The following is a 16,265-nucleotide window of genomic DNA, read 5'->3' as shown; positions in this document are numbered from 1 at the left end:
GTCCGCATGGCTTTGTGTCATGCGGGCGTTTTTTGTTATCCGTACTTCGAGACAAAGTGTCCCGAGGTGCGGTGTAGCTCCCCGGGATGCCGCTCCCCGCCGCCCCCGTTTCGGTCACTCATTCACCCAACACCGAAACGGAGGTTTAATTATGACTACAATCAATCTGAAAGATTTTTATTATTGGTACACACAGGATCAGTTTATCGAGGTTTCTGACGAGGTGGCCGAGGTGTTTCTGGCCGATGGTCGTCACGAGATGGCCTACCAGCGGCGGCTCTCCCGGCACAAGGCGCAGTATTCTCTGGATTGTGAGGACGGGATTGAATATTCTGCCTGCCTGCACGAGCCCACGCCCCAGGAGCTCTTGGAGCGGATGGAGCTGTTCTGCCGTCTGTGGAACGCCCTCAATTCTCTGCCGGAGATCCAGGGCCGGAGGATCGACGCCCACATCATTCTCGGAAAGAGCGTCAAGGAAATTGCCGAGGCCGAGGGCGTACATGAGGAGTCTGTTCGGCAGTCCATCAAACGGGGCCTTGAGCGCATGAAAAAAATATTTTGATTTTTTCATTTTGCCCACTTGGAAATGGTGAAAAAATGTCTCGGTTTATGAGAGGAGGTTTTCTTTCTCCGCAGAACAACAGGAGCGGCCCCGAGCAACATACGGGGAGCCGGGCGGCGGGTGCGCTGTGACTTCCTCCACGGAGGAACGAGCGAACAACACCAGCGCCGCAAATGGGACGGGCTAACCCAGGGCCACGATCCGTCGCTGGACAGGCTGGCCGCCTGTCCCTCCGGGCCGCCCTCTTGCCTGCGTGGGAGCGCCGCCCCGAATAAAGTTGTCTTTGGACAGGTCAAGAAAATGAGGGCGGCGTTCCCTCAATTTTAGGAAAGCGAGGTACAGTCTATGAGTTACGATCCCGCAGAATTGGCGGCCCTGTTATCTGAACCGTGGAGCAACGGCACTTGCCGTGGCTATGTAATTATGGCGATGGAAAACTGCGGCTTTGCCGACCAGGACATCCGCCGTATCATGGCCGAGCTCTATGAGCTGTTCGATTTTGTATCTTTGGATGAGGCCGAGGCCCATTATCAGAAAAGCCCCTATTGACTTCGAGACAAAATGTCCCGAGATGGAGTGAGGCAAGAGGGCGGCACCGTTGCTGGTGCCGTCCTCTTGCGTTTCCCCACTGTGAGCGGGAGGCGTTTTAACTCTGTTTTGGATAAGGAGGTTTTACCGTGAGATTAACTGCACAGGAAATTGAACAAATGAAAAGCGTTGACATCGGCGCAGTAGATAAGGAAACCCTTGCAGACGCAAGCGGTTTTACTTTCGATCCGATGCTCCCCAAGGAAACCCGGGCCCAGCGTATGTTGGAGCATTTCAAAAATCCGTATTGTTTCCGTTTGGGCGATATGGTGATTAAGCTGGAGTTTGCGGACGATGGGCCCTCCCTCCAGGAACTGCTCACCGCATTTTTTCTCCGGCAGAAAAGCGGGCTGTAACTTTGGTTGCGGCCCCTTTGCAACTTCGAGACAAAGTGTCCCATACAAAGGCATCCTTGTTGTCCCTCCCCAGCAGAGGTATAATATAGATGTAATGTGATAGGGAAGGAGGACAAATGGCAAGAACAGCAAACCGGGGGACAATAAGCGCCAGCGCCCCTACTTCATATAATGCGATGCGCTGGAGGCTGGGTAAATATATCCGGCTCTCCAAAGAAGATCTACTCCGTGGCCGGGACGAAAGCAACAGCGTTATCAACCAGCGGCGGCTTTTGGAACAATACCACCAGACCCATCTGGACGAGTTCTATGATGGAACCGAGCAGGATGTATATGTGGATGACGGCAAAACCGGGACGGATACCGACCGTGAAGATTTCCAGCGGCTCCTGGCCGATGTGTATAGCGGCAGGATCAACTGCGTGATTGTCAAAGACCTGTCCCGCCTTTCCCGTAACTATACCGATGCCGGAAACCTAATTGAAAATCTTTTTGTCCGGCTGAATGTACGGTTTATCAGCTTGGCGGAAGGTGTGGACAGCTACCGCAACCCGGACAGCGTATCAAACATTATCGTGCCGATCACGAATGTAATGAACGATCAATACTGCTACCAGACCTCAAAGAAAATCCGGCAAGTATTTGACATGAAACGCCGCAACGGTGAGTTTATCGGCTCGTATGCCCCCTATGGCTATGTGAAAGACCCGAATGACAAACACGCCTTGTTGGTTGACCCCGAGGCCGCCGAAGTGGTAAAAAGCATTTTTTCGTTGTTTCTGTCCGGCATGAACAAGCGGGGGATTACCTATTACTTGAACGACCACGGGACACTTTGTCCCACAGCCTATAAGCAACAGCAAGGGCTCAAGTACAACGCCCCCAACGCCCAAGGCAATCCTATGTGGAGTACAATCACCATAGACACGATCTTAAAAAACCGTGTTTATGTGGGGGATATGGTACAAGGCCGCCAGCGGGTGAAAAGCTATAAAATCCACATTCAAGAAAAAGTGCCGGAGGAAGAATGGTTTATCGTGGAGAATACCCACGAGGCCATCATAGACCGGGAAACCTTTGCAAAGGTGCAGAGCCTGCTCAAACGGGATACTCGCACCGCTCCAAAAGCTAAACAGCTTTACCTGTTCAGTGGTTTTCTGAAATGTGCCGATTGTGGCCGGGCGATGTCCCGGATCGCATCCAAAGGGATTTATGTATATTATCAATGCGGGACTTATAAAAGCCTGTCAAAAAAGGCTTGCACCATGCACTCGATTAAAAGTGACCGACTTGAGGCCGGAGTGCTGTTTGCGATCCAGCAACAGGTGCATCTGGCACTTACCTATTCCGAGTTTGTTGCCCGTATCAACTCCGCACCTCTGAAAAAGAGCAAGTCAAAGCGGCTGGAAGATACCATCGCCGCAAAAGAAAAAGAGCTTGCTAAAATCATGCGATACAAGCAGGCCCTTTACTCTACGCCCATATTTGTATTTCAAGTTCGCATGTCTCTCAAATATCATCAGGGTACTCTTCCCTTTCAGATATCCCATAAATTCTCCCACGCTCAACTTTGGCGGTATAGAAAGCAGCATGTGGATATGATCGAGCATTGCATGGGCTTCTATGATTTCCACATGCTTGTATTCACATAGCTTCCTCAGGATTTTCCCTATATCTGCCCGCAGTTTCCCATATACTACTTTCCTGCGATACTTTGGTACGATCACAATGTGGTATTGACATTTCCATTTTGTATGTGATAAACTTTGCTCGTCCATTTGGACTGACCTCCTTTGATTTTTGTGCGGTTGGCGTTACCCGCTTCCATTATATCAAAGGAGGTCTTTTTTTATAATCAACGCTATTGCTTTCTTCGGTCTCCGCCGGCATAGCCGGTGGTTGCTCTTATAACCGAAAGGGCCGTTGCGGGAATACCGCAGCGGCCCTCTTTCTATTTAGCTTTTCATCAGCACAAACCATCTGCCGCTGTCCTCGAATAAATGCGTCTCCTTGCCTTTTACCACAACCGTGTACTGCTTGGCGATTTCATGGGTTGTATGGTCTTTTGTCAGCCCCACCCGCTTTACTTCCTCAATGTCGAATTCGCCCACCAAGGGGATGTGGATTGACCGGGGCCGCACTTCCCCGTCCACATAATGGGTGGCTAAAACCTCAACATACTGTTTCCGTCTGCTCTCCGTCAGCATGGCTGAAATCCCCCTGCAAATCGTAAATGTCCGTAAAAGGGATGAACGTGCCCGGCAGCACCAGGGCCTGGGCCAATTCGTCCACTTCCTCTACTACATCCGTCTCTGTCACATACTCGCCTATCTCATACTATAAGCTGTCGGCATGGTCGCCGTATTCAATGGCTGCAATGAATTTCTCCCGGTCGTCGTCAAACTGCATTTCCAAGAGCTTCCCTAAATAGTTCAGCTCGTCGGGGTGGGAATACTCGCTTAAATGTTCCGCCAAGCCGGGGATAGGGGATTGAAATTCTGTGAAATGCCATTCCTCGTAATGCTTGAAGTCAATCCCGATACCGCTTTTTCTCGGACGGCAGGAACTATATCACCTATATCCAACGCCCGTTCAGCGCCTTCGCGTCATCCGGCTGGACCAAGCGCAACCCCACCTGCAGCCACTATTATTCTTTGCCCGACGATATTGCCGCGAATCCCGCGAGTATCGCGGCGGTGGAAGAGGTACTGGGCCGTGTTGCGGACTGGCGTGGCGATAATAGCAAGATTGGCTGCGCTATTCAGATGTTTATATACCGTGTAAATCAGGAGCGCCGTGACCGGGCCCGGGAGCGAAAAAGAGCGCTGCAAAAGGCCCACTTTGCCATGTTCCCCGAGTACCCCGCAGACCTGGCGGCGTTCTGCGAGGACCGCGTTTTCCAGTCCTCGGTGCTGTATGTTTCAAAGCTGAAAAAGACATTGGCCAATGGCCAAGTCTCCGGTGAGCGGCGGGCCGTGTGCAGGCATTGCGGAAAGTCGTTTCAGGTGGGGCGCGAGGTCAAGCCTGGAGGCTCCGGAATCTGCCCCAAGTGCGGCCACCCGGTAATCTATAGGGCCGGCTGGCTTGAAAAAGAAGTCACCCACAAGGTCAAAATCTGCATCGCCTATAAAGTAGACGGCCAGCTGCTCCTGCGCTATGTGGACGTGGAGCGCATTATCTACCCCGACCGCAAGGAGCCCAAGTACCGCTTCTCCGACTACTTCAAGACGCTGTTTCTGACCGTCAACGGCAAGCCCATCGAGTACGCCTACGCCTGGTGCCAGGCCCCATACTGCGGGTACGATTGGCGCCGGCTTCGCAACAGTTCGGAGTGCCTGGGCGAGAGCTATGTGTATACTCCCAATCTGCGGGACGTGTTCGGGCCGAAGTATTACAACGTGGACTTGCAGGCCAGCCTCTCCGGCCTGCGTCGCCCTATCTCCTTCCGCCGTCTGCTGGACAATCTCAAGAATATCCCCCAGGCCGAGTACCTGATGAAGGCCGGACTGCCGGTCCTTGCGGCGGGGAATCTGCCGGATGCCAGCGCGAAGAACCTGCCGGAGCTGACCGGGCTGGGCAAGCACTTCCTCCCCGCCATGCGGGAGAGCCAGGCCAGCTTCCAGGAAATAAAGACCATAGCTGCCCAGCGGAACGCTGCCCCCGAGGACCTGCGCCAGCTGTGCGCCCTGCGCCTGGACAGCGATTGCCTGATTCTGCTGGAGAGAATTGCCCGTTTCAACGGCATAGGCCGCTCCCTGCGGTACGTGCGGGCCCAGAAAGAGGCTTCCGCCGGCCGGATGCGGCGCAACAAGCTCCCCTACTTCCTGCGGCTCTACCGGGACTATCTCGACATGGCCCAGAGCCTGAAAAGCGACATGAGCCAGCGGGCCATCCTGGAGCCTCGGGACCTGAAAGAGCGCCATGACCTGCTGGCAGCAAGGGTCAACGAGCTGAAGTCCAGGCCGGACGATGAGCGCTTTTAGCGGGCCATTGACGAGGGCCTGTACGGGTGGGCCCAGGACTACGCCAATGAGGATTACTGCGTGGCCTACCCCATGAAGCGCAGCGACTTGACCACTGAGGGCCAGCGGCTCAATCACTGTGTGGGCATGAGCGCCTACTTTGAAAGGCATCTCCTGGGCCATCAGATGGTGTTCTTTATCCGCAAAGTTTCGGCCCCTGACAAGCCTTACTTCACCGCTGAAATCGACACGGACACCGGGCGGATTATCCAGCTGTACGGCTTCGGGGACTGCTCCGCCCCCAAAGAGGTGCGGGCGTTTACGGAAGGGTTTTGCAGGAAGATTCTTCGGTGGAAGAGTATGGACATACGGCGAGAAGCCGCATAAATTTTGCAAAAGTTTGCAAAATTAAATGTTAAAAAATTATGAACATTTTGCATATATGTACGACTTAATGCGTCAGCAGCGGAACTTCCTGTTCCCTGGAAAAGTGTTCCGACCTTTGACAAGCGAGCCGGTTTATGGTATAATATAACTACAGAAAAGGGATTATACCCTGTAAAAAATAACGAGATTGCACAACAGAAGGGGCAAGCCGGGCATGTGGCCCACACGCTTTCATCGTTTGGTGCAATGTGCAGAACGGGTTTCTCTTTTCTGAATATTTATAAAAAAGGAGTGATGCCCTATGGCAGTCGAATGTGATGCCACGGGTTTCCACACTATGGAAAGCCGGCTTGAACTCGCGGGCAGGGTCACCCAGGTGCGTAGAGCGGTCAAAGAAAACGTAGTCGGAAACTCCCGGCTGGACTTTGCCAGCATTCTGCCTGCGCCGGCCCATTTGCCGGTGGATGTGCCCGATATGAAGCCATATGCCGGGTACGCGGCCAGGCTTTTCCTACAAGACTTTCTTTGCGGCAAAGGGCTGGATACAAAAGCCATGCTGCGGGAGGAACGGGAATACCTGGACAGGCACAAGGAAGTAAAAGCCGGTCCGTATCTTCGCGGGAAGGAGCTTTTTCTGCAAGGCTTCCGCAATGTTACCGAGGAAGGGTTCTACTACTTCTGCCACCTTACGCGTCCGTTTTCCGGCTTCGCCGCATTCTGGTGTTTGGAGGAAGCCTTTGCCAGCTGCCACCATGACCCGGAGAGTTTCCTTGAGCTCATTGCTTCTCACGAAAGAACCTATCTGCAAGAGCGCGGGAACACCATAAGCATGGCTAGGTGGGAAGACAGCAAGGAGCGGTTCCGCCAGGCTTTCCGGCCGGATTCTCCGGCTTTCCAGGCGTTTCTGGCAGACCTTTGGGGCGTTGCGGCCGGGCCGGAGAATTGTTCCTGCGTCTATACCCTCGACTATGCCGCGCATCTGGCATTTACCACGGAAGGAGGCATTCCCCATAAGGTTTTGGACGCCTTGGCCAGGAAGTATCCGGGCCTGATTGTCATCCATTATTGGAATGACACGGAGTGCCCCGAAATATGCGGCTGCGAGACGTACCATTACAGCCGCGATGCCGTCGCGTAACCGGCAGCAAAACAAAGCAGGAGAGCCCTCTGGATGGGATTCCAGGGGGCTCTCCTGCGCCTTAAGGCGTCGTTTCATTCTGGTACTGCGGCACATAGGTCAGCTCCTTCACGCGCTGGATGGCCACCCGCTTACCCTGTGCGTTCAGGTGCTGGAATGAATCCAGGACAGACTTCACATCGCGTGTGATATCGCTGTATTTTCTGCGCAGAGTATGGATGTTTTCCTCTATATTCTGTTCCCTTAAACACAACGCCGCCACATAACATCGAAAGACAGCAGGGTCAACTTCCGCTTTTGTGGTTTCGTCGACTTTCCCATTTACCTTCAAAAATATTTCAAGGGCTTCCCTGATTAGGGTGGCGGCAGTTGTAAGAGCCTCGAAATTGGGCATATCCAAAAGCCTAAACAGATACAGAATCTCGTTGCTGAACTTGATACTGTCCGAGCCCTTTGTCTTGCCCAGCAGTACGTCCACCGTAGTTTCAAAGTAATCCGCCAGCTGCATCAAAGTGGCCGCGTTCGGCGTCAGCCCCCGGGACTTCCATGACCCCATGGTGGATTGGCTGATGCCAAGCTCCTTGCGCACCTGCGCGGGGGTTTTATCTCGTTCTTTACACAGCTTTTCAAAGCAGTCGTAAAACATTGCGGTCCCTCCCTCCGGGAATGTTAAATTATTATGACTTACCTTGCGTTCCTCGCGTATCTATGCTATACTATCGATGGAAACGACGAATAATCATTGGAAGTATCGACATTATAACATATCCCATTTGGGAACGCAAGCGGTACTGGTTATTTGACGCAAAATCATCCAATGAAAGGGGGAACAGCATGCTGTAGATTGATGTAAATGGGTTTCGGGGTGGCCCCAGGACTAAAGAATGACGGGTGAAATAAAAACATATGCGGTGGGAAGCACATGAGAAAGGAAATACTATGCCCTCCAAATGTTGTTTTTCAATAAACGAGGCTGCTGAATATTCCAGCGTTGGAAGACAGACTCTTAGAAATCTGATTAAGGAAAAAAAGATTCCCTGCCTCCTGGTAGGAACACGGCAGCTTATCCTGGTACAAGATTTAGAGAACTTCCTGTTTATCAACAGGGGGAAAGACTTGCTTGATATGGCTAATTTGGAGTCCGTTGAACTGCATGAGAACCGGATGCAGACGGAACTGCATGAGAGCCGGATACAAGTCCATTCAGCAGTAGAAATCGGCTAAGGCCAATTATAATTACCAATTCGATAAGAATGGAGGCATAATCATGCCGTTAATTATTCTCGCCGTCTATATGGCGGCACACGTAAGCGAGCGCTATTTCCGCGTCAGCTTTCCTATGGAGGAGTTTATGGACAAAATGAAAACTCTGGCGTCCGACTACCTCAAGCAAACACACCATACTCAAGACGGAATTACCTGGGATGACGCTCTGAAAAATATTCCGAAGACTCTATGGGAAAAATACGGCTTTTATAAAGCTGACGACGAATGTAATATTGCGTATCCCCCCGACTTTCATGTAACGGGCGACGCTTTCCTTATTTTCCCAAAAAGCGTTCAATTGATGCAGGCGGCTTCTTCCATGACGTCATACCTTTGGGTGCGGCTGGACCAGGAAATTCTTGAACAAAGCCAAGAGGGCGTGATGGACAGGATACAGGAATTTGTGTGCATATGGGTTCCCCGCTTTGTGGACTTCGGGTATGACAATATGACGCTTTTTGTTGAAAAGGCTCTGAAAGAAACCGACCCGGATTTTTGGGAAGTATTCGAGGAAGAGGAAGAGTTCGACCCGGATGAATACGGATGTGAATCCCAATATGCCCAGGTTGTAAGTAAGCTGTAAATTCCATTGAGGTAGGAGGCGCTGTTGACAGGGGCGTGGATTTCCGGTATACTGGAAACCAGCCACCGCAGCAGCGCCGCTTGCCATATGAAAGGAGTTTTTAATATGGCAAAGGGCTCTGTAAGCAAGAAAAAGGGCCGCAAGAAATGGTACTATCGATTCTATATTACCGGCGAGGACGGCAAGCCGAAGCAGATTGAGAGGGCCGGTACAGAGAGCAAGGCGGAAACGGAGCGGATGCTGCGCAAAGCCATGGAGGAATATGAGAGCAAATTGGTCATAGCCCAGAATTCCAATCTGACATTGGCAGAGGTCATCGACATGTGGCTTGAAGAGGGCTTAAAGCCCAGCTCCCTTGCCAACGGGACCGTGCATCAGTACATGACCAAGGCGAACAAAATCAAGTGGCACCCTTTGGCCCAGCGCAAGCTGAAAGCTGTCACGTCCAGCCAACTGCAAGCCTACATAGACTTCCTCAGCTTTGGCGGGACGGACCCAAACGGGGCACAGGCGAAGCCCATAGCCAGCGGGACGGTGAATGTGTACATGGCTATGCTCCACAAGGTTTTCAAATTCGCCATCTACTCTAAGCGCATTTTGACCGCAAACCCTATGGACTACGTTGTGAAACGCACAAAGCCCGCAGACTGTGATATCTTCCAAAATGGTGAAAGCCAGGACGCAGGCCAGGTCTTGAGCCTGGAGCAGTACCGAATCCTCACAGATTATCTCCGCAAGCGGGGTAACCCCTGTCTGTTAGCGGTGCAAATCTCGTATTACGCAGGCTTGCGGCTGGGAGAGGTTTTGGGCCTTGCCTGGGAGGACATCGACCTGGAAAAGCAGTGTATGACAATATGCCGGAGCCTAAGCTATAGCAGTTCGCGCAAGGCCACCTCTCTCGGCCCCACAAAGACAAAGAAAACCCGGACAGTGGACTTCGGCGACACGCTGGCCGAAATCCTCCGCCGGGCGAAAATGGCGCAGGCCCGGGAGAGCCTGCGGTACGGCCCCATGTACAAGGTCAATTATGTCCAAAGGACGGTTGACCGCAACCGGACGTATAACGACCTGCGGACGCTTAGCCAGAATGAGGCCCCGCCGAAGGGGTATATCCCCATCAACCTTGTATGTGTGCGGCACGATGGTGAGTACCAGCGCCAATCTACCATTACAAGTCTCTGCCAGGATTTGAGTAAGTCGCTGTCTGGCCTGGGACATTTCCACTTCCATCAGCTTCGCCACACTTATACAAGTAACCTGCTGGCAAACGGCGCGACCCCCAAGGATGTACAAGAGCTGCTGGGGCACGCTGACATTCGTACAACCATGAATGTCTACGCCCATGCTGAAAGGGATTCCAAGAGAGCGACCGCCAGGCTGTTGGACAAGCTGGCGAGTGGGGAGTAAGAAAGTGTCCCTTATGGGAAGTTAATAAGGGACAAAATGAGGGGCAAAAGGGAGAAAATAGGGCTTTATCCCGCATAAATCCAGTGTTTTCGCGGGGTGTAGGAATAAACAGCAAAAAACCGCGTGGTTACGCGGTTTTTTGCCCAAATATCTTTTTGGTTTTCCTAGGATGGCGGAGAAGGAGGGATTTGAACCCTCGCGCCAGTTTCCCGACCTACTCCCTTAGCAGGGGAGCCCCTTCACCACTTGGGTACTTCTCCAAGGTGAAACTATATGATAAATCTATAAGGATTAACAAATTGGCGGAGAGGAAGAGATTCGAACTCTTGGTCCCTTGCGGGATCACTAGTTTTCAAGACTAGCTCCTTAAACCACTCGGACACCTCTCCGTGTCCTTAGTGCGTAAAATATTATATCATATCTGGCACCTGAATGTCAATAGTTTTTTTACATTTTTTTACGTTTGCCAGATATCTTGAAAAAAGCAGGCATCCCTGGCGCTTGAGGCAAGGACTGCGTTTAGCACATTTTTGTCTTCATAGGCCAAACCATCAGAAATCCCAGCAATAATTTATAAAAGAAGCCAACAAAACACCTTTGCAGGAGTTGAACTTCACTCCATTTGTTAGACAGTATGGGATACTGAATAACAAGCGGGGTGATTTGTAATGCCTAAAAGGGTTCCAAACAAGAAATACACACCAGGATTCAAAAAACTGGTGGTGGAAACGATGCGAAAAGAAAAGCTCAGTTATCGGGAAACAGCAGAGAGATTTGGGATCCGCCATAAGCGGGTGCGGGACTGGGAACGGGTTAATCTAAGGCGTGTTCACATAAGCGCTTGCAAGCGTCTTTTGGGCGTTTTTTTGTCATATTCTTCGCCAAAAAGTGTTGAGGCACACAAGTACATCCACAAATTTTTGACCTGAATCTGCCAAAAACCTGCTCAAAAATCCACATACGCATCTTATGTGAACACGCCCTAAAATCATAAACATCCTTGCCACACCCTCCTCTGAGTAGTTTGTGGCATCTTGGTCATAGACGGGCGAACCTTGCAACGGTCTGTCCGCCGATTCTTTCATCTATTGGCCTTCCTGCCCCTGCGCGTTTCGATATTCCGCTACAATATCCGCCAGTGTACTGGATTCCAAACTTTTTCTCACATCCGCCTGAAGTTTTCCATAAGGAACAGCCAGGACAGTACGGATATTTCGTCCGATGGGACACAGAGCCGAGGGCAGCGGATGGATGCCCACCAAATTGTCCAGACACCCCGGATCGACAGCTTCATAGATCTGATAAAGCGTGATCTCCTCCGGTGACCGGCACAATCTCGTACCGCCTTTTCCCCCTGCAACCTCTACGATCCCAGCCTTTTTCAAAGCGCTTATCAGATTGCGGATCACCACCGGATTGCAGCCGGTGGACAGCGCCAGTATTCCGCTGGTCACCCGCTGCGTTTCGCCGTATTCGTGTAAAAACAGCAGGCAGTGAACGGCAATCGAACATTTTGTGTTGATTCGCATGATTGATCCCCCTTGTGTATACAAGCAGAATACCACAAAAAAATCCTGCTGTAAATATTGACTTTACAGCAGATGAGCGGTATAGTATAAGCTGTAACTTTAAATATTACAGGAGGAAAGATCTTTATGAATTGCGTACAGTTGATTTTCAGCCCCACCGGGGGAACCATGCGGGCCGCGAAAGCGATCACCGACCCATGGGGGCTGGGTGTAGAAACCATAGACCTGACAGACCCGGCGCTGGCCGATCGTGCTTCCCAAAAGGAGGACTTGGTATTGATCGCTGTCCCGTCCTGTGGTGGACGGGTACCGGAGCTTGCGGCCCAGCGGTTAACGAAGATGCGGGGAAACAGTGCCCGCTGCGTCCTGTGCTGCGTTTACGGCAACCGGGCCTATGAGGATACCCTTGTGGAAATGCAGGATATTGCGGAAAAGCAGGGGTTTCAGGTCTTTGCCGCTGTCGCTGCCATAGCTGAGCATTCCATCATGCACCAATATGCCGCCGGACGGCCTGATACAAAAGACATGGAAACGCTTCGGAACTTTTCCCGCACGATCTGGGAGAAATTCAATAACAGCCAGGAGGAATCATCTCCAGCGGTTCCAGGCAACCGCCCCTACAAAAAGGCGGGCGGGGCAGGTTTGGTTCCCAAGGCCGGAAAAGAATGTATCCGGTGCGGAGTGTGCGCCGTCCAATGTCCGGCCCAGGCGATCAGCCGGGATGACCCGCAAACAACAGATGGAAAAAAATGTGTTTCTTGTATGCGCTGTGTTGTGCAATGTCCCCATGGAGCACGGAAGGTCAACAGCACCATCGTTTCGGTAGCGGCGGCAGCAATCAAAAAAGCGTGTTCCATCAGAAAAGAATGCGAATTGTACATCTAAATTTCTAACCGGCAGGCCAGGAAGGTCTGCCGGTCTTATTTTCACTTGGAGATGATACCCATAGAAGCCCGGCATCAACAAAGAAGTCCGGGACTGCCAGGAAAAGCGATCGGTATCTGAACCGTAAGGAAAAGGCATATCTGCCGGAATATGAAAAAACAGCTTGCCCGGAACTGCATACATTCCAATACTACGACCCCCATGATGCCAGCAAGACGATCCCGCCTGCCTGAAAAAGTTTTGCCCTTTTCAACCGCAGGGACTATAAAAACAGGAAGCATTCCCTGCCTGCCAAGCGGGGATGCTTCCTGTTTCAAAATTTCCTCTTTGTTTTAGGCGGACAGCCTGTTATTTTTCCACCCGGCGCACGCCCAGGGTGACAGCCTCGCCGTTAATATCCCATTCTGCGGTGTAGCCTTCCAGGGCGCCATAATGGCAGGCCTCCCCCAGCACATCGGAAAGGATGGCGCTTTCATTGGCCTGCAGCACAGCGGCAACCTTCTCACTCCCCTGCTGGTACACCTCAATGTGATCGGTGACATGGAAACCTGCGTCCTTGCGCATGGACTGGAGTTTTGAGACAATTTCCCGCACAAAGCCCTCCTCGATAAGTTCCTCTGTCAGGGCCGTGTCCAGCACCACAGTGAGGCCCCTGTCGGAAACAGAGGTGAAGCCCTCCTTCTGGGCAGCGTCAATAAGCAGTTCCTCCGCGGTAAGCTGTACCTCCCCGTCAGCCATGGGCACCGCCACAAAGCCCTCATTGTCAAGCTGCTTCTTGGCGGCGGAGCCGTCCAGGTTCTGCAGGGCTTCCCGCAATTCTCCCAGGCGCTTGCCGAATTTCTTGCCCAAAAGCTTTAGCTGGGGCTTGAAGGTGTAGGCGGCGAAGGCTGACATATCGCTGAGGAATTCCAGTTCCTTCACGTTCAATTCCTGTTTGATAATATCCTGGTACAGCTCTCCCAGGCCGGAGGGCGCGTCTGTATACAGCTTTTGCAGGGGCTGGCGGTTTTTAATACCGGAAAGGTTCCGGGCGGCCCGGCCCTGGGTGACCACCTTCAGCACCTCGTCCATGTCCTGCTCCAGCTTTTCGTCCACCCAGCTTTCCTTTGCGGCTGGATAGGCGCACAGATGCACGCTTTCCGGGGCGGCGGGGTCTACAGAGCACACCAGGTTGCGGTAAATTTCCTCGCTCATAAAGGGGGCCATAGGCGCGCAAAGCTTTGCCGTTTCCACCAGGGCTGTGTACAGGGTCATGTAGGCGGCAGTTTTGTCCTCCAGTTCCCCCTGTGCCCAGAACCGGGCGCGGCTGCGACGGACATACCAGTTGCTCATTTCGTCCACAAAGTCCTGCAAGGCCCTTGCTGCTTCCGGCACCTTATAGGCGGCAAGGCACCCGTCCACCTCTTTGATGGTGGAGTGCAGCCGGGACAAAAGCCACTTGTCCATAACGGTGAGGGCGCATGTATCCAGGCTGTGCTTTACAGGGTTAAAGCTGTCAATGTTCGCGTACAGCACATAGAAAGCGTAGGTGTTCCACAGGGTGGAGAAGAACTTTTTCTGGCCCTCCACCACTGTTTTTTTGCTGAAATTTTTGGGCAGCCAGGGGGCCGAACAGGTGTAGAAGAACCAGCGCAGGCTGTCTGCGCCAAAGGACTCCAGGGCCTCCATAGGCTCTACAGCGTTGCCCTTGGACTTGCTCATCTTCTTGCCTTCCTCGTCCTGCACCAGGCCCATCACCAGCACGTTTTTATAAGGGGCCTTGTCAAACAGAAGCGTGGAGATGGCCAAGAGGGAGTAGAACCATCCCCGGGTCTGGTCAACAGCCTCGGAAATGAAGTTTGCCGGGAACTGGCTTTCAAACAGCTCCTTGTTCTCAAAGGGATAGTGATACTGGGCAAAAGGCATGGAGCCGGAATCAAACCAGCAGTCGATAACCTCAGGCACCCGGTGCATCTCCCCGCCGCAGTGGGGGCAAGGGATGGTCACCTCGTCTACATAGGGCCTGTGCAGCTCGATGTCCTCCGGACAGTTAGGCGACAGTTCCCTCAATTCCGCAATGCTGCCCACAGCGTGACGGTGGCCGCACTGGCACTCCCAGATATTGAGAGGCGTGCCCCAATAGCGGTTGCGGCTGACAGCCCAGTCCTGGACGTTTTCCAGCCAGTCTCCGAAGCGGCCCTTGCCGATGCTCTCCGGCAGCCAGTTCACTGTGTTGTTGTTTGCGATAAGCTGCTCTTTCACGTCGGTCATCTTGATATACCAAGACTCCCGGGCATAATAGATGAGGGGCGTATCGCAGCGCCAGCAGAAGGGATAGCTGTGCTCGAATTTCGGCGCGGAATAGAGCAGGCCACGCTTGTCTAAGTCCACCAGAATTTCCTTGTCCGCATCCTTGCAGAAAACCCCTGCCCATTTGGTTTCTTCTGTCATCTGGCCCTTTGTGTCCACAAGCTGCACTAAGGGCAGGCCATATCTGCGGCCCACCTTGGCGTCATCCTCGCCAAAGGCCGGGGCAATGTGTACCACGCCGGTGCCGTCGGTGAGGGTGACATAATCATCGCACACCACATACCAGCACTTTTCCTTGGGGGTCACAAAGTCAAACAGCGGCTCATATTCCTTGTGCTCCAGGTCAGCTCCCTTATACTGCTCCAGCACAGTATACTTCCCCTCTCCCAGCACTGTGTCGCACAGGGCCGCGGCCAGGTAGTAGGTTTCAGCCTTATCCTCTTTCGCATAGCTTACCTTTACATAATCCTCCCCGGCATTCACGCACAGGGCCACGTTGGAGGGCAGCGTCCAGGGGGTAGTGGTCCAGGCCAGAATGAAGGCGTCCTCCCCCTTCACCTTGAACTTGGCAATAGCCGAGCGTTCCTTCACGTCCTTATAACCCTGGGCCACCTCATGGGAGGAAAGGGGTGTGCCGCAGCGGGGGCAGTAGGGCACAATTTTGAAGCCTTTGTACAGCAGGCCCTTGTCCCAAATCTGCTTTAAGGCCCACCACTCTGACTCAATAAAGCTGTTGTGGTAGGTGACGTAAGGATCATCCATGTCTGCCCAGAAGCCTACGGTGCGGGAGAAATCTTCCCACATGCCCTTATATTTCCATACGCTCTCCTTGCACTTGTCGATAAAAGGGGCAATGCCATATTCCTCAATCTGCTCCTTGCCGTTGATAGACAGAAGCTTTTCCACCTCCAGCTCCACAGGCAGGCCATGGGTATCCCATCCGGCCTTGCGCAGCACCTGCTCCCCTTTCATGGTGTGGTACCGGGGGAACATGTCCTTAAAGGCCCGGGTTTCCAAGTGCCCGATATGAGGCCTGCCGTTTGCAGTGGGAGGCCCGTCGTAGAAAGTGTAAGCGGGGCATCCCTTCCGCTGCTCCACGCTCTTTTCAAAAATTTTATGCTCCTGCCAGAACTGCTCTGTGGCCTTTTCCCGCTCCACAAAATTCATGTCCGGGGAAACGGCCTTGTAAAGTTCGCTCATTTTTTCCGCCTTCCTTTCAAAATTTCTGCCGAAAGCCATCTGATACGCAAAAAGCCCTCGTCCCGCGCAAACGGGACGAGGGCAAAACCTTCGCTGTACCACCCATTTCGGCG

Annotated in this window: 15 protein-coding genes, 2 tRNA genes and 3 pseudogenes; 11 read left to right on the top strand and 9 right to left on the bottom strand. The window is 52.7% G+C overall.

The window, feature by feature from the left end; all coding sequences use genetic code 11:
- The first annotated feature begins 151 nt into the window (after positions 1 to 151).
- From VSQ30_RS07275 to VSQ30_RS07260, 4 genes and pseudogenes are all read left to right on the top strand, one after another.
- Positions 152 to 562 carry an RNA polymerase sigma factor gene (locus tag VSQ30_RS07275; RefSeq protein ID WP_135976152.1) on the top strand — a complete coding sequence of 137 codons (411 nt, stop codon included), beginning with the start codon at positions 152 to 154 and terminating at the stop codon, positions 560 to 562.
- A 345-nt stretch (positions 563 to 907) separates the two neighbouring features.
- The gene (locus tag VSQ30_RS07270) at positions 908 to 1,111 is read left to right on the top strand and encodes a hypothetical protein (protein WP_135976153.1); all 204 of its coding nucleotides are present in this window, start codon (positions 908 to 910) and stop codon (positions 1,109 to 1,111) included.
- Positions 1,112 to 1,239: 128 nt separating this feature from the next.
- Positions 1,240 to 1,506, top strand: a complete 267-nt coding sequence (locus tag VSQ30_RS07265) for a DUF6870 family protein (RefSeq protein WP_334463072.1) — start codon at positions 1,240 to 1,242, stop codon at positions 1,504 to 1,506.
- Between the two features lie 116 nt (positions 1,507 to 1,622).
- Positions 1,623 to 2,978, top strand: a pseudogene (locus VSQ30_RS07260) (recombinase family protein); the annotation flags it as partial.
- Here the strand turns inward: VSQ30_RS07260 and tnpA are convergent.
- The 4 genes and pseudogenes from tnpA to VSQ30_RS07240 form a co-directional block, all read right to left on the bottom strand.
- Positions 2,979 to 3,284, bottom strand: a pseudogene (tnpA, locus tag VSQ30_RS07255) (IS200/IS605 family transposase); the annotation flags it as partial. It lies immediately after the preceding pseudogene.
- A gap of 177 nt (positions 3,285 to 3,461) precedes the next feature.
- The gene (locus VSQ30_RS07250; RefSeq protein WP_334461646.1) at positions 3,462 to 3,713 is read right to left on the bottom strand and encodes a hypothetical protein; all 252 of its coding nucleotides are present in this window, start codon (positions 3,711 to 3,713) and stop codon (positions 3,462 to 3,464) included.
- Positions 3,679 to 3,825, bottom strand: a complete 147-nt coding sequence (locus tag VSQ30_RS07245) for a hypothetical protein (protein WP_334463070.1) — start codon at positions 3,823 to 3,825, stop codon at positions 3,679 to 3,681. Before VSQ30_RS07245 ends, VSQ30_RS07250 begins: the two co-directional genes overlap by 35 nt.
- Positions 3,826 to 3,843: 18 nt before the next feature.
- Positions 3,844 to 4,041 (bottom strand): antirestriction protein ArdA, encoded by a 198-nt coding sequence (locus VSQ30_RS07240; RefSeq protein WP_502876272.1) that lies wholly within the window; start codon positions 4,039 to 4,041, stop codon positions 3,844 to 3,846.
- Positions 4,042 to 4,271: 230 nt separating this feature from the next.
- On the opposite strand from VSQ30_RS07240, the pseudogene VSQ30_RS07235 reads away from it, so the two are divergent.
- Together VSQ30_RS07235 and VSQ30_RS07230 are read left to right on the top strand one after the other, a co-directional pair.
- Positions 4,272 to 5,855, top strand: a pseudogene (locus VSQ30_RS07235) (PcfJ domain-containing protein).
- 301 nt (positions 5,856 to 6,156) lie between these two features.
- The gene (locus tag VSQ30_RS07230) at positions 6,157 to 6,993 is read left to right on the top strand and encodes a hypothetical protein (RefSeq protein ID WP_334463068.1); all 837 of its coding nucleotides are present in this window, start codon (positions 6,157 to 6,159) and stop codon (positions 6,991 to 6,993) included.
- 61 nt (positions 6,994 to 7,054) lie between these two features.
- Here the strand turns inward: VSQ30_RS07230 and VSQ30_RS07225 are convergent, their stop codons facing one another.
- Positions 7,055 to 7,639, bottom strand: a complete 585-nt coding sequence (locus VSQ30_RS07225) for a helix-turn-helix domain-containing protein (protein ID WP_334463066.1) — start codon at positions 7,637 to 7,639, stop codon at positions 7,055 to 7,057.
- Between the two features lie 293 nt (positions 7,640 to 7,932).
- On the opposite strand from VSQ30_RS07225, the gene VSQ30_RS07220 reads away from it, so the two are divergent.
- From VSQ30_RS07220 to VSQ30_RS07210, 3 genes are all read left to right on the top strand, one after another.
- Positions 7,933 to 8,217: a helix-turn-helix domain-containing protein gene (locus tag VSQ30_RS07220; protein WP_334463064.1), complete on the top strand. Its 285-nt coding sequence runs from the start codon at positions 7,933 to 7,935 to the stop codon at positions 8,215 to 8,217.
- Between the two features lie 43 nt (positions 8,218 to 8,260).
- Entirely contained in the window at positions 8,261 to 8,842 is a 582-nt protein-coding gene (locus tag VSQ30_RS07215; RefSeq protein WP_334463062.1) for a hypothetical protein, read from the top strand.
- 105 nt (positions 8,843 to 8,947) lie between these two features.
- The gene (locus VSQ30_RS07210) at positions 8,948 to 10,249 is read left to right on the top strand and encodes a tyrosine-type recombinase/integrase (protein WP_334463060.1); all 1,302 of its coding nucleotides are present in this window, start codon (positions 8,948 to 8,950) and stop codon (positions 10,247 to 10,249) included.
- A gap of 170 nt (positions 10,250 to 10,419) precedes the next feature.
- Here VSQ30_RS07210 and VSQ30_RS07205 read toward each other — a convergent pair.
- Together VSQ30_RS07205 and VSQ30_RS07200 are read right to left on the bottom strand one after the other, a co-directional pair.
- Positions 10,420 to 10,509: transfer RNA gene (locus VSQ30_RS07205), tRNA-Ser, on the bottom strand.
- Between the two features lie 40 nt (positions 10,510 to 10,549).
- Positions 10,550 to 10,638, bottom strand: a tRNA-Ser gene (locus VSQ30_RS07200).
- A gap of 279 nt (positions 10,639 to 10,917) precedes the next feature.
- Between VSQ30_RS07200 and VSQ30_RS07195 the strand changes: the two genes are divergently transcribed.
- Entirely contained in the window at positions 10,918 to 11,178 is a 261-nt protein-coding gene (locus tag VSQ30_RS07195) for a hypothetical protein (protein ID WP_334463058.1), read from the top strand.
- Between the two features lie 156 nt (positions 11,179 to 11,334).
- Here VSQ30_RS07195 and VSQ30_RS07190 read toward each other — a convergent pair whose 3' ends face one another.
- Complete coding sequence (locus VSQ30_RS07190; RefSeq protein WP_334463056.1) at positions 11,335 to 11,778, bottom strand: RrF2 family transcriptional regulator; 444 nt, start codon at positions 11,776 to 11,778, stop codon at positions 11,335 to 11,337.
- 126 nt (positions 11,779 to 11,904) lie between these two features.
- On the opposite strand from VSQ30_RS07190, the gene VSQ30_RS07185 reads away from it, so the two are divergent.
- Positions 11,905 to 12,663, top strand: coding sequence for a 4Fe-4S binding protein (locus tag VSQ30_RS07185; protein ID WP_334463055.1), 759 nt, complete (start codon positions 11,905 to 11,907; stop codon positions 12,661 to 12,663).
- 348 nt (positions 12,664 to 13,011) lie between these two features.
- On the opposite strand, the gene ileS is transcribed toward VSQ30_RS07185, so the two are convergent.
- Positions 13,012 to 16,152 carry an isoleucine--tRNA ligase gene (gene ileS / locus VSQ30_RS07180; RefSeq protein ID WP_334463052.1) on the bottom strand — a complete coding sequence of 1,047 codons (3,141 nt, stop codon included), beginning with the start codon at positions 16,150 to 16,152 and terminating at the stop codon, positions 13,012 to 13,014.
- Positions 16,153 to 16,265: the final 113 nt, after the last annotated feature.

It is taken from the genome of Acutalibacter sp. JLR.KK004 (assembly GCF_036941085.1).
In the GTDB taxonomy this organism is placed as follows: domain Bacteria; phylum Bacillota; class Clostridia; order Oscillospirales; family Acutalibacteraceae; genus Acutalibacter.
Note: the sequence above shows the minus strand (reverse complement) of the source record. Positions and strands in the feature narration are given on the sequence as shown.